Raw genomic sequence first — 19620 nt, forward strand, 5'->3', positions numbered from 1 at the left:
CGTGACGGGCTTTGTCGTGCCGATCGCAGGATGAACGCGCGGTTGGTCGCCACGCACGCCCGCGAGTGTGGATTGCGCCTGCGTTCGGTCCGCAGCAGAGCGGCGTCAGGGGAGGGCGTCAGCGGGGGGATCCGCGCAGCCGAGGATCCACGCCTTCGCGAACGCGGCGCTCTGGTAGGCGTAGTTGTAGATCCAGCGCGAGAGGTTCAGGCGCTCGTCGACGGGGATCACTGTCACATCGGCGCCCGCGCACGTGTCGAAGATGTAGCGCGTGCGCAGGACGTGCGGTGTGTAGGTCAGGACGATGACGGCGTCGCCGTCGGTCGCGTAGGCGTGCAGCATGGCGGCTTCCCCTCTCGTCGTGAAGGGGTTGGGAGTGCGGCAGGTCACGTAGGCGCGCCAGCAGTAGGGGAGCTCGTCAGCCGAGTCCGGCCCCGACGGTGGTACCGACACGAGGACCTGATCAGCGATCCCCTGGTCGCGAAGGCTCTCGGCGTCAGCGATGCGGGTGGCAGTCGGCGGGCCGATCACGTAGATGAGGTCGGCTTTCGGCGCCGGGGGATCGGCGGGAAAGACATACAGGGGGAGCCCGATCACGGCGACGAGGGTGATGATCGCCAGGATGCCGAGAGCAGCGCGCCGCGCCCACCGGGCTCGAGTGATGATCGACTCGTCGTCCACGCGTGCATCCTCCGTCTCGTCGTGCGGCGACCACGGCGTCGACGTGCTCTGACGAGCGACAGTGTAGTGAGCCATCGATGACAACTCTGCGTCAGGGCGGAGGACTCGCGGGGGCTACGATGGCCCCGTGCCCAGCGATGCCGCAGCCCTCGATGCCCGCGAGCAACTGAACCCGCAGCTCTACCGTGAGATTTTGCGCCCTGACTGGGCGAGACTCGCCGCCGACATGCGTCAGCCGCTCACCGAGACAGAGATCGTGTCGCTTCGCGGCCTCGGCGATCGCCTGGACATCGACGAGGTGCGCGAGGTGTATCTCCCGCTCAGTCGCCTCCTGAGCCTGTACGCCGGCGCGACCCGGCGAATCGGAGCCGATACCAGTGCGTTCCTCCACGAGACCGACTCGACCACCCCGTTCGTGGTCGGCGTCGCCGGTTCGGTAGCCGTCGGCAAGTCCACCATCGCGCGCCTGCTGCGGGAGCTCATGAGCCGCTGGCCCGACACCCCGCGCGTCGAGCTCGTGACCACCGACGGTTTCCTCTACCCGAATGCCGAACTCGAGCGCCGCGGCATCATGCACCGCAAGGGCTTCCCCGAGTCCTACGACCGTCGCGCGCTCGTGCAATTCCTCACAGACGTCAAGAGCGGGGCACCCGAGGTTCGCGCTCCCTTCTACTCCCACATGAAGTACGACATCGTCCCGGATGCCGTCATCACCGTTCGTCGCCCGGATGTCGTCATCGTCGAGGGACTGAACGTCCTACAACCGCCGCCGTCACCCAACGAGGTCGCAGTCAGCGACCTGTTCGACTTCTCCATCTACGTGGATGCCGACCCCGACCACATCACGCGGTGGTTCGTCGACCGCTTCCTCGCCCTCAAACACGGCGCCTTCGCCGACCCCGGGTCGTTCTTCAACGTCTTCTCGGATCTGACGGATGAGACCGCGGTCGAGACCGCCCTCGGGTTCTGGAACGAGATCAACCTGCCGAACCTCATCGAGAACGTCCTTCCCACCAAGCACCGGGCGACCCTCGTGCTGCAGAAGGCTGCCAACCACGCGGTCGACCGTGTGCTGTTGCGCAAGGTCTAGAAGCGCGATCAGCGCCCGCCGTCGGCCCTGATCGGCGGCATTCTCCAATCGCCGAGGCGTGGGAGCGATCCCAACGTGCGCGTGGCATCACCGATATCGCGACACGCCGATGGTCATGGTAGAGATATTTCATGCGGGGTGGTCATCGGGGGCCGTATGAAAGCTCTGCTCCCTAACCGGCGTGGGCGCTTCTTCGGCGTGACGTTCCTGTCAGCGATTGCGGCAGGGGCGATGATCGGCGTGCCTTCCATCGCCTGGGCCGCGCCGGCCGACCTGGCTGGTTCCGCGGCATCCGTTTCGCCCGCCACGACTGCTCAATCGGGCTCATCGAGTGTCGATGGCGTGGATGCGGCGTCTTGCCTCGCGGAGGTGTCACCCCACCTCGTGCGGCTCACCGGCACCGATGAGGACCCCGTGCGAAACCCCGTCCTGCTCGTGCACGGGTGGCTCAGTACCGCGATGCCCGAGGCGGAGGTGGGGCCCCGACCGGTCACGACGAGCACGGGTATCGCGAATTCTCCCTTCTCCAGGCCCGTCGAGTGGTCGTCGGGCGGTGACCCCGCGGTGGATTTGCGCTCGCTGCAGGAGCGACTATCCGAGTTGCCCGACACCTCTGTCTTCGCCTTCGACTATTCCTCCATGGCTGCACTGTGGGTGGGGCACACCGCGACCGCTCCCGCCCTTGCAGGAGCTATCGACTGTCTCGCGGCGGTGTCAGGCGACACCGTCGACATCGTCGCGCACTCGATGGGTGGACTGGCTCTTCGCTACGCCCTCGGGGGATCGAACGAGGGGGTGACGGCGCACGTCGGCCAGGTCATCACCGTGGCGACCCCCAACGAGGGCTCGCAGGTCGCATCGGCGGTGTCGATCCTCGGGGATGCGACAGAGTCGCTGTTCTCGTCTGCGTCGGTCCTCGCACAGATCGCTTTGCCCGCAATCGTCGGGATCTGCAATCGCGAGATGGAGTCGGATGCTCGGGTCGGGTGCGACATCCCACCGAGCGCCCGAACCGTCTTCGCTGTCGCGGGTGACGGCGGCCAGGCGCTGCGGGCGGGCTCCGCGGAGCTGTCAAGCGTGCCGGAGTGGCCGAGCAGCCTGAAGGTTCACGCGATTGCCGGCGATTACCGCATTCACCTGACGGCGGGGCTCGTGCCTCCCGAGATCCTCACGGCTCTGCGCGACGCAGCGGGGGTCTTCGGGTTGGATGTGAGGCCCATTGTCGACGAGGAGATCGAGGCGGGAGATGGCATCGTCGAGGTGAGTTCGGCGACAGCGGATGCCGACTCAAGCTTCATCGCGCGCTGCGACGTGACTGTCGATCTCACCACCACGGGAGGGTCGGCGACGTTCGGCGATCTCACCGATCGGTTTGGGGGAATCCCGCCGCTGGCCGGCCCGTGTGCGCACGATCGCCTGTTCGAGAATGACGACGTCGCGCGGGATATCGTCGCGACGCTCGGGGCGTCCCGCGGGTAGCGCTGTCGCGACGCTCGGGGTGTCCCGCGTCGGGTGCTGTCGCGACGCTGGGGGCGTCCCGCGTTGGGTGCTGTCGCGTATTCCCGGCGGCGGCGCAGGATGGGGGCGTTCGCGCCCCGTAGCATGTGTGGAATGTGTGGAATCGTCGGCTACGTCGGGCCCCGTGAGAGCCAGCCCATCCTCATCGCCGGGCTGTCACGGCTGGAGTACCGCGGCTACGACTCGGCCGGTATCGCCGTCATCGACGGTGACGGGAACCTCGGGATGCGCAAGCATGCCGGCAAGCTCAGTGTGCTGCGTGAAGATCTCGCCGAGCACCCGCTCCCCGCGGGGACGACGGGGATCGGCCACACGCGCTGGGCGACCCACGGTGGCCCCACGGATGCCAACGCTCACCCGCATCTCGCCGATGATGACAAGCTCGCGCTGATCCACAACGGCATCATCGAGAACTTCGCCGCGATCAAGAACGAGTTGCGCGAAGAGGGCTTCGAGTTCCGCAGCGAGACCGACACCGAGGTCGCGGCGGTGCTGCTCGGACGCGAGTATCGGGCGCACGGTGGCGACCTGGTCGCCGCGTTCCGTTCGGTCGTGCGCCGCCTCGACGGCGCCTTCACTCTTCTTGCGATGCACCGCGACAACCCGGGCCTCGTGGTCGGTGCCCGGCGCAACTCGCCCCTGGTGATCGGACTTGGCGAGGGCGAGAACTTCCTCGCATCCGACGTCGCCGCCTTCGTCGAGCACACGCGTCAGGCTCTCGCGATCGGTCAGGACGAGATCGTCGCCATCACCCCCGACGGCGTCGAGGTGACGGACTTCGACGGCAACCCCGTCGGCGTCGAGCCGTTCGAGGTGCTGTGGGATGCGGCAGCCGCCGACAAGGGCGGATGGTCATCGTTCATGGCGAAGGAAGTGTCGGAGGAGCCCGAGGCCGTCGCGAACACGGTGCGGGGCCGCATCCGTGACGGGGTCGTGTCGATCCCCGAACTCGATGGCCTGGACGAGCTGTTCGCCGGTATTACCCGCGTCATCGTGGTGGCCTGTGGCACGGCAGCCTATGCCGGGATGGTCGGCAAGTACGCGATCGAACAGTGGGCGCGGGTGCCTGCGGATGTCGAGCTGGCCCACGAGTTCCGCTACCGCGACCCGGTCATCGGATCGGACACTCTCGTCGTCTCGATCAGCCAGTCCGGTGAGACGATGGACACGCTCATGGCGGTCAAGTACGCGCGCGAGCGCGGCGCCAAGACCCTGTCGATCTGCAACACGCAGGGGGCGACGATCCCGCGCGAGTCTGACGCGATCGTCTACACGCACGCGGGCCCCGAGGTTGCGGTCGCCTCGACCAAGGCGTTCGTCGCGCAGATCACGGCGCTCTACCTCCTCGCCCTGCACATTTCGCACGTGCGCGGGACGCTCAGCGACACCGAGATTCGCCAGCAGGTTCTCGAGCTCGAAGCGGTTCCCGACAAAATCACGCGAGTGCTCGAGAGTGAGCAGGAGCACATCGAGCAGTTCGCGCGCTGGATGGGTGACACCCAGTCCGTGTTGTTCCTCGGTCGTCACGTCGGCTATCCGATCGCGCTCGAGGGGGCTCTCAAGCTCAAGGAGATCTCCTACATCCACGCGGAGGGGTTTGCAGCGGGCGAGCTCAAGCACGGTCCCATCGCCCTCATCGAGCCCGGTCAGCCGGTCTTCGTGATCGTGCCCTCGCCGCGTCACTCACCGCTGCTGCACTCGAAGGTTGTCTCGAACATCCAGGAGATCCGCGCTCGCGGCGCCCGCATCATCGCCGTGGCCGAAGAGGGGGATGCCGCCGTGCTTCCCTACGCCGACGAGGTGCTGCGCATCCCGCTGGCAGACCCGCTGTTCGAGCCGCTGCTCGCCGTCGTGCCGCTGCACATCTTCGCCATGGGCCTGGCCACAGCCAAGGGTCTGGACGTCGACCAGCCCCGCAACCTCGCGAAGTCCGTCACGGTCGAGTAGCTCCGGGAGCGCTGTTTCGGTCGGACGAGGCAGCCTTGGTCGGATGCTGTGCGCTGAGGCATCCGACCAACGTCGATTGATCCGACGGATGCACGCCGCGCCGATATCGGCCAGCGGTAGGGTGGCGGATGCTGCGGCATCCGTCACCGCCGCCGGCTGAGGAGAGTCCATGATCGTCGGGATCGGCGTCGACCTTGTCGACATCGAACGCTTCGAACGGACGATAGCGCGCACCCCGAAGCTGCTGGTGCGGCTATTTTCGCCCGCCGAACGGATGCTGAAACCGCGGTCGCTGGCGGCCAGGTACGCCGCGAAGGAAGCGCTCATCAAGGCGCTCGGCGGGTCGGACGGGGTGCACTGGACCGAGATCGAAGTCACTCCCGAGCCATCCGGTCGGCCGTGGTTCACACTCACGGGCTCGACGGCCGAGGTCGTCGCCGCCCGATCGATCACGACCCTGCACCTGTCGATGTCGCACGACGCACACCTGGCCACCGCCTATGTGATTGCAGAATCAGCCCAGGAACGCCGCATCGCTGAGGAGGGAGTGGCATGAGCGTCATGCCGGGGTCGAGATTGCCCGAGGGGATGCTGCGCGAGGCATCCGTCGACGTCGCCGCGATCGCGGCGAATGTGCAGCACCTGCGACGGATGACGAACTCCGAGGTCATCGCGGTCGTGAAGGCCGATGGGTATGGCCATGGGGCGACGAGGTCGGCTGTCGCGGCGCTCGCGGGCGGTGCAACCCGGATCGGCGTCTCGGACATCACCGAGGCGCTCGCCCTGCGCCGTGCGGGCATCACAGCCCCAATCCTCGCCTGGCTGCACGCGCCCGGCACCTCCTTCCGCGAAGCCGCCGCAGCTGGCATCGAGCTCGGCATCTCGAGCTTCGACCAGTTGCAGCGGGCCTCTGCCGCGGCATCTGTCGACCGGCCCGTCGGGGTTCACCTCAAGCTCGAGACCGGACTCGGTCGCAACGGCGTCGCGCCGGCGGACTACGGCGTCGTCTTCGCCGAAGCCGCGCGGCTCGAACGCATCGGCAAGCTGCGGGTGATCGGCCTGTTCAGCCACCTCTCGAACACGAGCGACGACGACGACCGGGCGGCGCTACGGGTGTTCCTGGATGCCGCGGGCTCGGCTGCCGCGCTCGGTCTGGCGCCTCCGCTTCGCCACCTCGCCGCCACCCACGCCGCGATCGCCCTTCCCGAGACACGGCTCGGATGCGTGCGGCTGGGCATCGGGATCTACGGCCTGTCGCCTTTCGCCGACCGCACCTCGGCGGACCTGGGCCTGCGACCCGCCATGACGCTGCGGGCAGCGGTTGCCGCGGTGCGCCGCGTGGATGCCGGACACGGCGTCTCGTACGGGTATCAGCACCGCACCGAGCGCGAGAGCACCCTTGCGCTCATCCCGATCGGGTACGCCGACGGGGTGCCGCGAAACGCCTCCGGACGGGGACCGGTCTGGATCGGCGGCAAGCCGTTCGCGGTAGCCGGACGCGTCGCCATGGATCAGTTTGTCGTGGATGTCGGTGACCACCCGGTGGCGGTGGGCGACGAGGCTGTGCTGTTCGGCGACCCGACGCTCGGCGTCCCGTCCGCCGACGACTGGGCGCGCGCCGCCGACACGATCAACTATGAGATCGTGACCCGGATCGGTCCGCGCGTGCCGCGGCGGCAGGTGTCGTCGTGAGCGGCTTGGATGCCCTGATCGGCGACCGGGAGATCACGAGCCCCGCCGACATGCACGCCCTCGGGGTGCAGATGGGACGGATGCTGCGTCCGGGCGACCTCGTCGTGCTCACCGGGGTCCTCGGCGCCGGCAAGACGACCCTCACCCGCGGGATCGGCGAGGGGCTCGGCGTGCGCGGCCCCATCCAGAGTCCGACCTTCGTGCTTGCGCGGACCCACCCGTCGCTCGTCGGCGGGGCGCCGCTGGTGCACGTTGACGCCTACCGCCTGGGATCTGCGGCAGAGCTCGATGACCTCGACATCGACTACGACGGCTCGGTCGTCGTGGTCGAGTGGGGGCGCGGGATGGTGTCGGGCCTGCGCGATCACTGGTGGGATGTCGAGCTGCAGCGCGAATGGCATGGTACGGGCGTCGACACCGCCTGCGGCACGTACTCGCGGGCCACAGAAGACCTCGCCGCCGACGCGCCGCGCCTGGTCAGCATCCGTCGCGAGCCCTCCTGATCGGCGGGGCTCGGCGCTGGTTCGCGCGCTGATCCCACGTGTGCGGCACTTCTGTGCATGCGCGGCGCATTGATGTGCAGCTCATGCATCGTTCAGCCGCACACGTGGGGCAGAGACGGCGGGGCCCGCGGGCTCGTCGGGCCGCGGGCAATGCGCCCCCGCCACCGCGCGGGCGGGCACGTCCGCGCCGAACGCAGGATGAATCAGGTGCCACGCGCTCAAAACACGCCCGCGGCGGCAAGTGAGCCTGCAAACGGCACGCAGCTGCCGGGCGCCCGGGCGCGGATACCCTGGAGAGGTGATTCTCGGCATCGATACCTCGGTCGGCACCGCGGTCGCGGTCGTCGAGGCCGACGGTGTGGTGCTTGCCGAGGCCTCGAGCGCGAACCCGCTCGGGCACGCCGAAGTCATCGGCGATCTGCTCCATACCGTGCTCGGCACGGCGCGCGCCGACGCACCCCTCGGGCACGCCGGTGCCGGCACACCCGGTGAGCGTCTAGAGATCACGGCGGTAGCGGCGGGTATGGGCCCCGGCCCGTTCACCGGCCTGCGCGTCGGCATCGCAGCAGCCCGCACTTTTGCGCTCGGGCGCGGCGTCCCCGTGGTTCCGGTGGTCAGCCACGACGCCGCAGCCCTCGGCATCCTGCTCGATCAGGCCCTCACCGGCGAGGCGGATGGCGAGCGTTTCGCGATCGTCACCGACGCCCGCCGCCGAGAGTTGGCCTACACGGTCTACGAGGGCATGGATGACGACGGGTTGCCGGTCCGGGTTACCGAACCCGCGCTCACCCCGCGCGACGAGATCGAGGCCGTGCTCGCCGGGCTTGGTGCGGAGCGCCGCGACACGACGGCGGTTTCGGCGGCCATGGTCGCGCTGGTGGCCGCGCGCTCGCTGGCGGCAGGACGCGAGGTCGGGCCCCGTGACGCGCTCTATCTGCGCTCGCCCGACGTGACGATATCCGCCGGGCCGAAGAAGGTGGGCGTATGAGCATCCGCCCCGCAACCGCCGACGACCTCGCCGCGATCATGGCAATCGAGCGGGCCTCGTTTCCCTCCGACGCGTGGTCAGAGGCGATGATGGCCGGCGAACTCGCGTCGCCGCATGGCTCATACCTGGTGGTCGAAGAGGCGGGGCGGGTCATCGGCTACGGCGGGGTGCGCGCAGTGCGAGGGGCAGCTGATGCCGACATTCAGACCATCGCGCTCGATGCCGCCGAGCGAGGCACAGGCCGCGGACGGATGCTGCTCGCCGCGCTTCTCGAGTGCGCCCGCAACGCGGGCGCACGGACCGTCTTCCTCGAAGTGCGCGACGACAACCCGGTAGCCCAGGGCCTGTATCGCCGCGAGGGCTTCATCGAGACCGGGCGTCGCCCGCGCTATTACCAGCCCGACGATGTGGACGCGATCATCATGCAGCTCGACCTCGTGGGGTGGGATGCGGCGCGTCGCGAGGCCGCCGGAAATGAACCCACCGCCGTCGCATCCGGGGGAGTGTGCACGTGAGCGCCGCCGAACCGCTCGTCCTCGGGATCGAGACCAGCTGCGACGAGACCGGCATCGGGATCGTGCGAGGACGCACGCTGCTCTCGAACACGATCGCCTCGAGCATGGACGAACACGCCCGCTATGGCGGAGTAGTCCCCGAGGTCGCCGCGCGCGCACACCTCGAGGCGCTGCAACCGACGATCGAAGCGGCGCTCGCCGAGGCGCAGGTCCAGCTCGGCGACATCGATGCCGTCGCCGTCACCTCGGGACCGGGGCTCGCGGGGGCGCTCATGGTCGGCGTGGGCGCCGCGAAGGCGCTCGCCGTTGCGCTCGACAAGCCGCTCTATGCCGTCAACCACCTCGTGGGCCACATCGCGGCAGACCTCCTCGACGTTGACGCGGAGCCGCTGGAGTACCCGACGATCGCGCTGCTGGTCTCGGGCGGGCACACGTCGCTCCTGCTCGTCCGCGATCTCACGAGCGACGTCGAGTTGCTCGGCGAGACCGTGGATGACGCCGCCGGCGAGGCCTTCGACAAGATCGCCCGCATCCTTGGCCTGCCCTATCCGGGAGGACCCGAGATCGATCGTGCCGCGGCATCCGGATCTGACGGGAACGGCGGCACGCGGGCCGGCGACCCGAACGCGATCCGTTTCCCCCGGGGGCTCTCGCGCGCGAGCGACCTGGCCGAGCACCGCTATGACTTCTCGTTCTCGGGGCTGAAGACAGCCGTCGCGCGCTGGATCGAACAGCAGGATGCCGCAGGCCAGCCCGTCTCGACAGCGGATGTCGCCGCATCCTTCCGAGAGGCCGTCGTCGATGTGCTCGTCACCAAAGCGCTGGCCGCGTGCGCTGACTATGGCGTGCCGCGGTTGCTGCTGGGCGGCGGAGTCATCGCGAACCGGCGGTTGCGCGAGGTTGCGCTGGAGCGCGCCGCTGCGGCTGGTGTGACGGTGCGGATTCCGCCGTTGTCGCTGTGCACCGATAATGGGGCAATGATCGCGGCGCTCGCCTCGGAACTGATCATGGCCGGGCGTGCCCCGTCGACGATGGCTTTCGGGGCCGACTCGACCCTGCCGATCACCGACATCCAGGTCGCGGGGGAGGCAGGATGACTGATCGTTCTCGGGGGTTCTCGCGGTTTCCGACGGCCCCGGTCGATGTGCCGACCACCCTCAGCGGCCCCGACCCGTCGCCGGACCACCCGGGGTGGGAACCGGATGCCGGACCCGTCGAGCCCGCGAGCTTCGACCGGGGGTTCGCGGGGTGGGCCCTGGGGTTCGCGATCGTGGGCCTTGCTGTCTCGCTGTTCGTCGGGTGGGGCTTTGTCATCGGGATCGTCGCGATCGTCGCGGGCATCATGGCGCTGCGGCATCCGCAGGACAGCAGGCGCGTCGCCGTGTGGGCTATCGTGCTCGGCGGTGTGTCGATCCTCTACAGCGCCGGCTGGCTTCTCTACGCCTGGGCCGTGCTGACCTGACTCCGGCCAGGGCCCGGGCCCGGTGGATTCGGTCGCGCCGTGTTGTGGGTCGGGTGGGCTGGATGTCGCAGGACGGCGCGACCGAACGGGAGGGGTCGCCCGCCGAGAGGTCAGGTCAGGGGGCGGGCGGAACGCGGTCGGCAAGGACCGCGACGCGGGAGCCCCCGACACGGGTCATGATGAGGGTCGCGGATTCCTCACCCTTCAGCTTGAGGCTCTGACGGAGGGCGGCGGGGTCGACATCCACTCCCCGTTTCTTGATCTCGAGGATGCCGATTCCGCGCTCCTTCAGCGCCCTCGCGAGCTTCTTCGTGTCGGCCGGGAGCACCTCGCGAACCCGGAAGCTCTGCACGAAGGGGCTCGTGACCGCGTCATCCCCGGTGAGGTACGCGATCTTCTCCGCCAGCATCCCCGCCCGAAGTGACCTCGCAACCTGTCCGATCAGCCGGGCACGGATGACTGCCCCGTCGGGTTCGTGGATGAACTGTCCGAGCGTGCGCACCGGCTCGTCCTCGCTGTCGGCGGGCGCCGTGAGCTCGGCGGCGTGCTGCCCGCGCAGGATCAGCGCCGACCGCGTCACGCCCTCGCGCGCGAGCGCGCCCGACCACAGCACGAGCTCGATCGTCGAGCCGTCGGCACTGACCCACTGCGCCTCGTACCCGTCGGGGATGCGATCACGATCGAGTCCCGGCCCGAGCTTTATACCGGCCGGCATCCGGCTGGTGAGTTCGAAGACCCACTCCAGCGGCGGCGACCAGTCGTCAGCGCGCGTGCGTCCCGTCTCGCCCGCCTCGCGCCGGGCGGGGTCAAGCCAGACAGCCTCGACCCCGCTGAGATCCTGCTCCTGAGCGAGCCCGTGGCGCACGGTGACCGCGGCCCCGAACGGTGCGAGATTGACGGTCGCGAGGGCCGCGGTCACCTCGTCGGCGTCGATGGCGCCGACACGGATGCCGAGACTTGCCAGAGCCAGCGCATCACCGCCGATCCCGCAGCCGAGGTCTGCGACGTGCTCGATTCCCGCGCGACGGAACCGCCCGGCGTGATGGGCTGCCACCGACAGGCGTGTCGCCTGCTCGAGACCGGCGCGGGTGAACAGCATCCGTCCCGCGAAGTCGCCGAACTTCGACCGCGCGCGCTCCCGAAGCCGCGCCTGGGTGACCACTGCCGACACCAGATCGGGGGAGTGGCCGGCGCTACGCAGCCGTGAGACGATGCGCGCCACCTCGTCGCTGGAGGAGACCGGGCCGAGGCTGTTCAGCAGGTCGAGCCCCGCCGGCGTCAGCAGCGCCCGCACCTCGGCGATGTCCATCCATCCACCCTAGGTGCGGGCGCTGCACGCGGCATCCGTGTCAGCTGCAGCTGCTTACGAGATCCCAGGAGGATGCCGAGATGCGCTGCAGACTCGTCACGGTGGCATCGCCGAGACCGAGGTAGTCCTGGGTTCCGATCGCGTAATACGGGTTGTAGGGGTTCACCCCGTAGGAGGTGGCCCGCCCCGCAGCCTTGTGGGCGGCGTTCGTTGCGGTGACGCAGTCGCTCGGCGGGACCGTCGGCGTCGGCGTCGGCGAAGGAGTGACCGTCGGTGTCGGTGTCGGCGTTCCGGTTGGTGTCGGTGTGGGTGTCGGCTCGCCTGACCGGTCGACGCGGCGGTTGTTGTCGAAGAAGAACTCCGTCACGTAAGCCGGGTAGTCGATGCTGTTCGCGCTGATGTACGAGCCGCCCGATCCCGCACCGGCTGGCCAGTTGTGGCCGAGCCCGGTGTTCTGGATGACGGAGACCCGAGGCCCTTCGGCATCCGAGTACAGCGTCCCCGAACCCGACGTGTTGGTGCCGGCAAGGCCCGACAGGCCGAAGCTCGAGGTCTGATCGGCGTCGTAGATGTCAGCCATGATCTGACCGTTCAGCGTGTTGTACCCGGGCGCGACGGTCGAGTCATTGCTGCCGTAGACGACCGAGGTCAGCTGCGTGTCGAAGGCGCCGGATGCCGAGCTGGCGAAGCCCGTGCACGTCGATACTCCTTGGTTCTTCGAGACCGCCACCGACGAGATCTGACCGGAGGTGGTGCCCACCGTCGGTCCGGCGTTGATGCCCATGCCGGCGAACACGTCAGGCGCGAGGCATCCCATGACCATCGTCTGCCCGCCCCCGGACGAAAGCCCCGAGACGTACACCTGGTCGGCGTCGATATCGAGGCTCGTGCGGGCGGTGAGTGTCGAGGCCAGCGAAAGCAGGTTGTCGTCGTGGCGCGATGGCGCGCTGCGCGAGTGATTCGCGTCGTAGTAGTCCCAGCAGCCGAGGATGACTCCGCCGTTCGGGGCATCCGGCAGCGCGACGATCATGCCGTACTCGTCAGCAGTCTGTGCCCAGTTGCCCGCGGACTGCAGATCGGATGCCTTCTGCACGCATCCGTGGAGCGAGATCATCAGCGCGCGACCGGAAGGCAGGGCGGCAGCCGTCGTCGGGGTGTACAGGCGCACCGACATCCCGGCGATCGTCTCGGTCGTCCACGTGCCGGTGCCGCCGGTCGAGCCGCCACCCGATCCACCGCCGCCGTTCGTGCAGCCGGGCAGGGTCTCGAATCCCGGGGGACAGGTGATCGCCTGAGCGGCGGGAGCTGCGACGGCCAGGCCCGCCACCGCCAAGCCGGCCGCCAGGAGCGCGCCGATTGCGCGCTTTCGGACACGAGAGAACATGCGTCATCCCTTCGTCGGCGCCCCGGCCATCGCCCCGGGCGCCATCGCACGGTCGTCCCGGTCGGAGCACGGGCATCCCTCTCCAGCGAGCGGATGCCGAGGTGCGTCATCGCACGGCACTCACGGTAACTGAAAGATGATTCATATACCAGGTTAAGTTCGCGTGCATGACAGGACTCTCATCGCCGGTGGATCGGGCGTCGCCGGTCGGGCGCGGGGGCGCTGAAGTCACGGCATCAGGATTGGCACTCGCGTTGCGTGAGTGCCAGAGCTTCAATACACTTGCGTTAGCACTCTCGGTGTGAGGTTGCTAACGAGTCTTGGTATCTCAAGGAAAGCAGAGGTAGACCCGTGTCGGTTTCCATCAAGCCGCTCGAGGACCGCATCGTCATCAAGCAGGTCGAGGCCGAGCAGACCACCTCGAGTGGTCTGGTCATTCCCGACACCGCGAAGGAGAAGCCCCAGGAGGGCGAGGTCGTCGCAGTCGGACCCGGTCGTATCGATGACAACGGCAACCGCGTTCCGCTCGACGTCGCCGTCGGTGACCGCGTCATCTACAGCAAGTACGGCGGGACCGAAGTGAAGTTCGGCGCCGACGAGTACCTGGTGCTCTCGGCTCGCGACGTGCTGGCGGTCGTCGTCCGCTGAGTCGACAACTCTTCGACGGGGCTCGGATGCTGCGGCATCCGGGCCCCGTCTGTTTTGCCCCGCCCATCCCCGCGAGCCCACAGCACCGCGGCCGAGCCCACGCGATTCGCGCGCGGAAACCTGTGGGCTCGGCGACGGAGGTGTGGGTTCAGCAAGCTGGGCAGGGCGCAGCACGCGCAGCGGGGCGTGGCAGGAATCTGCCGAGACTCGGCCGGAGGACACTGCGGCTGGGCGACAGACGCGCGTCGCAGGGTCGCCGGCGCGCCCTAGGCTGAGTGAGTGACGCGCGAATCTGTTCCGGGAGACAGGAGTTCCGTGCCCGCGACCGGTGACATTCCGGCATCTGGGGCGGCAGAGATCGCCGGATCGGATGCCGCGCACCTGGCCCGGGAAGCGCCGGCAGAGGCTGCACGCGAGCGGCTCGTCGGCGGCATCTTCGCGTTCTCGGCGTACTTCCTCTGGGGATTCCTGCCGCTCTACTTCATCCTGCTGGCGCCGATCACCGGCTGGGAGCTGGTCGGCTGGCGCATCCTGCTCTCCCTCGTCTTCTGCATCTTCCTGCTCACCGTCATGCGCGCCTGGCGGCCGTTTCTCGCGATCGTGCGTCAGCCACGGCTGCTCGGCTGGACGGCGCTGGCCGGAGCTGTCATCTACGTCAACTGGCAGGTGTTCATCCTCGCGACCCTGTCGGGTCACGTCATCGAGACGAGCCTCGGCTACTTCATCAACCCGATCGCCACGGTGCTGCTGGGCGTACTCGTGCTGCGCGAGCGGCTGCGCTTGACGCAGTGGATCGCGATCGCGATCGCGGGCATCGCTGTCATCGTCACGATCGTTGGCTACGGCACGGTCCCGTGGGTGGCGCTGACGCTCGCGGCATCCTTCAGCATCTACGGACTGATCAAGAAGCGGATCGGGCCCTCGGTGGATGCCGTCAGCGGCCTCACCCTCGAGTCGGCGTGGCTCACACCGCTCGCGATCGTGCTGCTGGTGGTCACGTCACTGACGACTGGTCTCTCCGTCGGAGCATACGGTTTCTGGCATGTTGTGCTGGTGAGTCTCGCGGGCGCCGCGACAGCCGTGCCGTTGCTGCTGTTCGCCGCCGGGGCGCGGCGTGTGCCGCTCACCGTCGTTGGGCTGCTGCAGTTCATCGCGCCGATCATGCAGTTCATCACGGGGGCCTGGATCCTCGGCGAGCCGATGCCGCCCGAGCGTTGGGTCGGCTTCGCGCTCGTGTGGGTGGCGCTCGCGGTGCTGACCGTCGACTCGGTCGTGTTCGCGCGACGCGCCCGCGGGGTCAGCGACGTCGCCGAATACAGCTGATCCGGTGAGGATGTCGATGCAGTACTTCTCGTCTTCCACCATCGAACGGATGCCGCGAGCCTGCCCCTCGATGCGCTTCAGCCGGTTCAGGTAGCGCTGTTTGTCGCCGATATACCCGTGATGGCCCGCCGGCCCGTGGGCATCATGCTCGGCATCCGTCGCCCCGTGCGGGGTCGTCTCCAGGGTGTCGCTCATCGCGGGCTCCGTTCGTTGGGTGTGGTGCGGGATCCGACAGCCGGGTCAATGCTCTGGAAGCGGCGGAGCCGCAGGCTGTTGCCGACGACGAAGACGCTGGATGCCGCCATCGCCGCACCGGCGATCATGGGGTTCAGGAGCCCGAGGGCAGCCAGCGGAATCGCCGCCACGTTGTAGGCGAACGCCCAGAAGAGGTTCCCACGGATCGTGCGCAGCGTCGCCCGCGACAGCCGGATGGCGTCGACCGCGCCCAGGAGGTCTCCGCGCACAAGCGTCAGGTCGGAGGCCTCGATGGCGGCGTCAGTTCCCGTGCCCATCGCGATACCGAGGTCGGCCTGCGCGAGCGCCGCCGCGTCGTTGACGCCGTCGCCCACCATTGCCACGACTCGGCTGCGCGCCTGAAGCGCCTCGATCTGCGCGGCCTTCTCGGCGGGCAGCACCCCGGCGATGACCTCGCGGATGCCGACCTCATCTGCCACGCGACGCGCCACGGCGTCGTGGTCACCGGTGAGCAGGATCGGCTCCAGCCCGAGCTCGCGCAGCCGGGCGACGGCGGCAGTGCTCGAGGGCTTCACCGAGTCCGCGACGGTGAGGATGCCGCGAGCCTTCCCATCCCATGCGACGACAACGGCGGTCGTCCCGTTCGCGCCGGCGCGCTCGATGGATGCCGTGATCTCGGCATCCGGGTGCACCGACCACTCGGCGAGCAAGCCCAGCGATCCGACCGCGACGGCGTGGCCTTCGACGACCCCCGTCGCACCCCGCCCCGCTACGGACGAGAACGACTCCACCTCGGGAAGCGGGCCCCCGGCCGCCGCGGAACCCGCGATCGCCCGGGCGATCGGGTGCTCGGATGCAGACTCCACCGCACCGGCCAGACGCAGCACCTCGGCGGCATCCTCGCCCGGCACGGGCAGCACGTCCACGAGCGTCATCCGGCCCTCGGTCACGGTTCCGGTCTTGTCGAGCACGACAGTGTCGACGCGCCGGGTCGACTCCAGCATCTGCGGCCCCTTGATCAGGATGCCGAGCTGCGCGCCGCGGCCGCTGCCGACCAGGAGGGCTGTCGGTGTCGCCAGTCCCAGTGCGCACGGGCAGGCGATGATCAGCACGGCGATCGCCGCCGTCAGCGCCAACGCCGTGCCTCCGCCGAGCAGCAGCCAGGTCACGAGAGTCCCGACGGCGATCACGATGACGATCGGCACGAACACCCCCGCGACGCGGTCGGCCAGTCGCTGTACCTCGGCCTTGCCAGCCTGAGCCTGTTCCACCAGGCGCGCCATTTGCGCCAGCTGCGTCTGCTCGCCCACGCGCGTGGCGCGCACCACGAGACGGCCCCCGACGTTGACCGTCGCGCCCACGACCGCGTCACCCTCGCTGACCTCGACGGGAACCGACTCTCCCGTGATCGTCGAGGTGTCCACGGCCGAGGTCCCCGACACGACAACCCCGTCGGTCGCGATGCGCTCGCCGGGGCGCACGACGAATTCGTCGCCGACGCGAAGCTGAGCGACAGGGACCCGCACCTCCGCGCCACCGCGAAGCAGCGCGGCATCCTTCGCGCCGACCTCAAGGAGGGCGCGAACTGCCTGGCTTGCGCGCCGCTTCGCGCGCACCTCGAGGTAGCGGCCCAGCAGCAGGAATGTCGTGACCCCGGCGGCGACCTCGAGGTAGATCGTGTTTCCGGCTTCGCCGGGCTGTGCGATCCATGTGAAGCCGTGCGTCATGCCCGGCATCCCGGCCCCGCCGAAGAACAGGGCGTACAGCGACCACACGTAGGCGGCCGAGACTCCCATCGACACGAGGGTGTCCATCGTGACAGCGCCGTGGCGCAGGTTGATCGCCGTCGCCCGGTGGAACGGCCACGCCGCCCACACGACGACAGGTGAGGCAAGCGCGAGCGATGCCCACTGCCAGTACGTGAACTGCAGCGCGGGGATCATCGCGAGCAGGACCACCGGCACCGACAGCGCCGCCGCACCGATCAGACGCTGACGCAGCGAGGCGAGCTCGGGATCGGCCGCAGTGTGATCCCTCTCGGGGTTCGGTGGTGCGGGCAGGGTCGCCGTGTATCCGGTGCGTTCGATCTCGGCGATGAGGGCTGCGGCATCGGCGCTCGCCTCGCCGCCGTCGGCCGGGACGTCGTCGACGTGGACGACAGCCTTCTCGGTGGCGTAGTTGACGGATGCCGACACCCCGGGCATCCGGTTGAGCCGCTTCTCGATGCGCGCGGCGCACGAAGCGCATGTCATTCCACCGATCTGAAGCTCGATCGGTGCCGAGCCGCCCCCGCCGAGGGGCATCACAGTCGCGCGGCCTGGTACCCGGCCGCGTCGACCGCGCTCAGCACTGCACTGTCGTCGAGGGTGTCGGCGGTCACTGTCAGGAGTCCCGTCGCGGCGCTGACCTCAATAGCCGTGACTCCCGGGATCTGCGACACTTCGTCGCGCACGGCGTGCTCGCAGTGGCCGCAGGTCATTCCGGTGACGAGGTATTCGTGGTTTGTCATGGCGGGTTCCTCCCGTGCGCGTTCCGTGTTGAGGTATATACCCCCATGGGGTATATACCTCAACGATACGCCTATCCGTGCCCTTCCCGCTCCGCAGATCACGACGGATACCTGCGCCAGGTAACGATCTGATGGCGTTACACATCGTTAACGCACCGCAACACACGCGAGACCAGTCCGCGGATAGGTTATTGGCACTGTGCGGGCGCTTGACGGCCCGCATCCATTCACAGCAAGGAGCATCATGGGCGTCTTCACACGATCCCGCGCCGGCTCGATCCTCGGCGGTATCGCCGTGGTCGGTGTCAGCGCGGTCTTCCTGGCGGGTTGCGCCGGCGACTCCGGTGGCGGGAGCGGTACCACCGAGCCGAGCGAATCCCTCGACCTCAAGATCGGCACGGCGCTGCCTGTCACCGGTAACCTCGCCTTCCTCGGCCCGCCGGAGATCGCGGGTACCGAATACGCCGCATCCGAGGTCAATGCCGCGAACGCGGGCGTGACCATCGAGATGATCCAGGGCGACTCGGGTGACACCGACAACAAGGCCTACGAGACCGAGATCCCGCGTCTGCTCGGCGAGGGCGTCTCCGCCATCATCGGTGCAGCCTCGTCGGGCACGTCGCTGCAGTTCATCGACCAGGTCGTCGGCGCCGGTGTCATCCAGTTCTCGCCCGCCAACACGTCGGCGGCGTTCACGACCTACGACGACAACGGCCTCTACTTCCGCACGGCACCGTCTGACACCCTGCAGGGTGAGGTGCTCGGAAACCTGATCGCCGAGTCGGGCGCGCAGACCCTGGGCATGATCGTCCTCAACGACTCGTACGGCACCGGTCTTGCGAGCTTCGTCAAGGACGCGTTCGAGGCAGCCGGCGGCACCGTCGTTGCCGAGCCCACGTACAACACGGGTGACACGAACTTCTCGGCTCAGGTCTCGGAGGTCGTCGCGGCCAACCCCGACGCGATCGCTCTGATCACGTTCGAAGAGGTCAAGACGATCCTGCCCGAGCTGTTCGCCGCAGGCGTGCCCGCCGACAAGCTCTACTTCGTCGACGGCAACCTGTCGCAGTTCGGCAGCAACGGCATCGACGTGGGTGGTTCGCTCGAAGGAGCCAAGGGAACGCTTCCCGGCCTTTCGATCGACACGATCACCGACTTCACCGACTCGCTCAACACCTTTTGGGTCGACGAGGGCAACGAGGAGCTGACCGAGTTCAGCTACGCTGCCGAGTCGTACGACGCCGTCATCCTGCTCGCGCTGGCGTCGCTTGCCGCCGGCTCCACGGATGGCGCGGCGATCGCCGACAAGCTGGTGGAAGTCTCGGGTGGATCCGGTGACGGTGAGAAGTGCACCACGTTCGCCGCGTGCGCCGAGATCATCAACGGCGGCGGAGTTGCTGACTACGACGGTATCTCCGGTCCGATCACGTTCGACGACGTGGGCGACCCGACCGAGGCGTCGATCGGCATCTACCAGTACACCGCCGACAACGACTACGTCGCATACCAGTAAGCCTCACGGCTAGCGAGCGGGGCTCCGACCTTCGGGTCGGGGCCCCGCTTCCGTTGTGTGCGGCATCCGTGCGACCGGCCGAGCTGCGCGCCGAACCCACAGCATCCGTGCTGACCCCACACGATTCCTGCGTCGGAAGGTGTGGGCTCGCGCACGAAGGTGTGGGTTCGCGAGTGGGTGGGGAGGTGGATGCCTCGAGGCATGGTGCGGGCATCGTGCGGGGGTGACGGGCCGGTGTGAGGTGCCGAACCCACAGCATCCGTGCTGAGCCCACAGGTTTCGGGGGTGAAGAGGTGTGGGTTCGCGCGCGACGGTGTGGGTTCGCGCCTCTAGGCGGGGGGTC

18 protein-coding genes and 1 pseudogene are annotated in these 19620 nt (G+C 68.6%); 13 read left to right on the plus strand and 6 right to left on the minus strand.

Going from position 1 to position 19620, the window contains the following annotated elements; all coding sequences use genetic code 11:
* Positions 1-105 precede the first annotated feature (105 nt).
* Complete coding sequence (locus AB0O89_RS03465) at positions 106-756, minus strand: YdcF family protein (RefSeq protein WP_363494217.1); 651 nt, start codon at positions 754-756, stop codon at positions 106-108.
* Between the two features lie 52 nt (positions 757-808).
* Between AB0O89_RS03465 and coaA the strand changes: the two genes are divergently transcribed.
* The 10 genes from coaA to AB0O89_RS03515 all read left to right on the plus strand — a co-directional run bounded on the left by coaA (position 809) and on the right by AB0O89_RS03515 (position 10396).
* Positions 809-1771: a type I pantothenate kinase gene (coaA, locus tag AB0O89_RS03470; protein WP_363494219.1), complete on the plus strand. Its 963-nt coding sequence runs from the start codon at positions 809-811 to the stop codon at positions 1769-1771.
* A 156-nt stretch (positions 1772-1927) separates the two neighbouring features.
* Positions 1928-3250: a hypothetical protein gene (locus tag AB0O89_RS03475; protein ID WP_363494221.1), complete on the plus strand. Its 1323-nt coding sequence runs from the start codon at positions 1928-1930 to the stop codon at positions 3248-3250.
* Between the two features lie 132 nt (positions 3251-3382).
* A complete protein-coding gene (glmS, locus tag AB0O89_RS03480) occupies positions 3383-5236 on the plus strand; it encodes a glutamine--fructose-6-phosphate transaminase (isomerizing) (RefSeq protein ID WP_363494223.1) in 1854 nt (617 codons plus the stop codon).
* 169 nt (positions 5237-5405) lie between these two features.
* Positions 5406-5792 carry a holo-ACP synthase gene (locus AB0O89_RS03485; RefSeq protein WP_363494225.1) on the plus strand — a complete coding sequence of 129 codons (387 nt, stop codon included), beginning with the start codon at positions 5406-5408 and terminating at the stop codon, positions 5790-5792.
* Complete coding sequence (alr, locus tag AB0O89_RS03490; RefSeq protein ID WP_363494227.1) at positions 5789-6928, plus strand: alanine racemase; 1140 nt, start codon at positions 5789-5791, stop codon at positions 6926-6928. Before AB0O89_RS03485 ends, alr begins: the two co-directional genes overlap by 4 nt.
* Positions 6925-7431 (plus strand): tRNA (adenosine(37)-N6)-threonylcarbamoyltransferase complex ATPase subunit type 1 TsaE, encoded by a 507-nt coding sequence (tsaE, locus tag AB0O89_RS03495; RefSeq protein ID WP_363494229.1) that lies wholly within the window; start codon positions 6925-6927, stop codon positions 7429-7431. The genes alr and tsaE overlap by 4 nt, the downstream gene beginning before the upstream one ends.
* A 298-nt stretch (positions 7432-7729) precedes the next feature.
* Positions 7730-8419 (plus strand): tRNA (adenosine(37)-N6)-threonylcarbamoyltransferase complex dimerization subunit type 1 TsaB, encoded by a 690-nt coding sequence (gene tsaB, locus AB0O89_RS03500; protein WP_363494231.1) that lies wholly within the window; start codon positions 7730-7732, stop codon positions 8417-8419.
* Positions 8416-8934 (plus strand): ribosomal protein S18-alanine N-acetyltransferase, encoded by a 519-nt coding sequence (gene rimI / locus AB0O89_RS03505; protein WP_228177204.1) that lies wholly within the window; start codon positions 8416-8418, stop codon positions 8932-8934. Before tsaB ends, rimI begins: the two co-directional genes overlap by 4 nt.
* Positions 8931-10031, plus strand: coding sequence for a tRNA (adenosine(37)-N6)-threonylcarbamoyltransferase complex transferase subunit TsaD (tsaD, locus tag AB0O89_RS03510; RefSeq protein WP_363494234.1), 1101 nt, complete (start codon positions 8931-8933; stop codon positions 10029-10031). Before rimI ends, tsaD begins: the two co-directional genes overlap by 4 nt.
* Positions 10028-10396: a DUF4190 domain-containing protein gene (locus AB0O89_RS03515; protein WP_363494236.1), complete on the plus strand. Its 369-nt coding sequence runs from the start codon at positions 10028-10030 to the stop codon at positions 10394-10396. The genes tsaD and AB0O89_RS03515 overlap by 4 nt, the downstream gene beginning before the upstream one ends.
* A gap of 115 nt (positions 10397-10511) precedes the next feature.
* Here AB0O89_RS03515 and AB0O89_RS03520 read toward each other — a convergent pair whose 3' ends face one another.
* Entirely contained in the window at positions 10512-11705 is a 1194-nt protein-coding gene (locus AB0O89_RS03520) for a class I SAM-dependent methyltransferase (RefSeq protein ID WP_363494238.1), read from the minus strand.
* 40 nt (positions 11706-11745) lie between these two features.
* The gene (locus tag AB0O89_RS03525; RefSeq protein ID WP_363494240.1) at positions 11746-13089 is read right to left on the minus strand and encodes a PHB depolymerase family esterase; all 1344 of its coding nucleotides are present in this window, start codon (positions 13087-13089) and stop codon (positions 11746-11748) included.
* A gap of 351 nt (positions 13090-13440) precedes the next feature.
* Here AB0O89_RS03525 and groES point away from each other — a divergent pair, with 351 nt between their 5' ends.
* Together groES and rarD are read left to right on the plus strand one after the other, a co-directional pair.
* A complete protein-coding gene (groES, locus tag AB0O89_RS03530) occupies positions 13441-13737 on the plus strand; it encodes a co-chaperone GroES (RefSeq protein WP_228177199.1) in 297 nt (98 codons plus the stop codon).
* A gap of 381 nt (positions 13738-14118) precedes the next feature.
* Entirely contained in the window at positions 14119-15060 is a 942-nt protein-coding gene (gene rarD, locus AB0O89_RS03535; protein WP_292728501.1) for an EamA family transporter RarD, read from the plus strand.
* A 3-nt stretch (positions 15061-15063) separates the two neighbouring features.
* Here the strand turns inward: rarD and AB0O89_RS03540 are convergent.
* From AB0O89_RS03540 to AB0O89_RS03550, 3 genes and pseudogenes are all read right to left on the minus strand, one after another.
* Positions 15064-15255: pseudogene (locus AB0O89_RS03540) on the minus strand (metal-sensitive transcriptional regulator); the annotation flags it as partial.
* Positions 15252-17558 (minus strand): heavy metal translocating P-type ATPase, encoded by a 2307-nt coding sequence (locus tag AB0O89_RS03545; protein ID WP_363494242.1) that lies wholly within the window; start codon positions 17556-17558, stop codon positions 15252-15254. The pseudogene AB0O89_RS03540 and the gene AB0O89_RS03545, both read right to left, overlap by 4 nt.
* Positions 17558-17764, minus strand: coding sequence for a heavy metal-associated domain-containing protein (locus AB0O89_RS03550; RefSeq protein WP_363494244.1), 207 nt, complete (start codon positions 17762-17764; stop codon positions 17558-17560). The genes AB0O89_RS03545 and AB0O89_RS03550 overlap by 1 nt, the downstream gene beginning before the upstream one ends.
* Before the next feature lie 244 nt (positions 17765-18008).
* Here AB0O89_RS03550 and AB0O89_RS03555 point away from each other — a divergent pair, with 244 nt between their 5' ends.
* Positions 18009-19277: an ABC transporter substrate-binding protein gene (locus AB0O89_RS03555; RefSeq protein ID WP_363494246.1), complete on the plus strand. Its 1269-nt coding sequence runs from the start codon at positions 18009-18011 to the stop codon at positions 19275-19277.
* The last annotated feature ends 343 nt before the right edge of the window (positions 19278-19620 follow it).

Source organism: Microbacterium sp. NPDC076895 (genome assembly GCF_040687115.1).
Classification (GTDB): domain Bacteria; phylum Actinomycetota; class Actinomycetes; order Actinomycetales; family Microbacteriaceae; genus Microbacterium.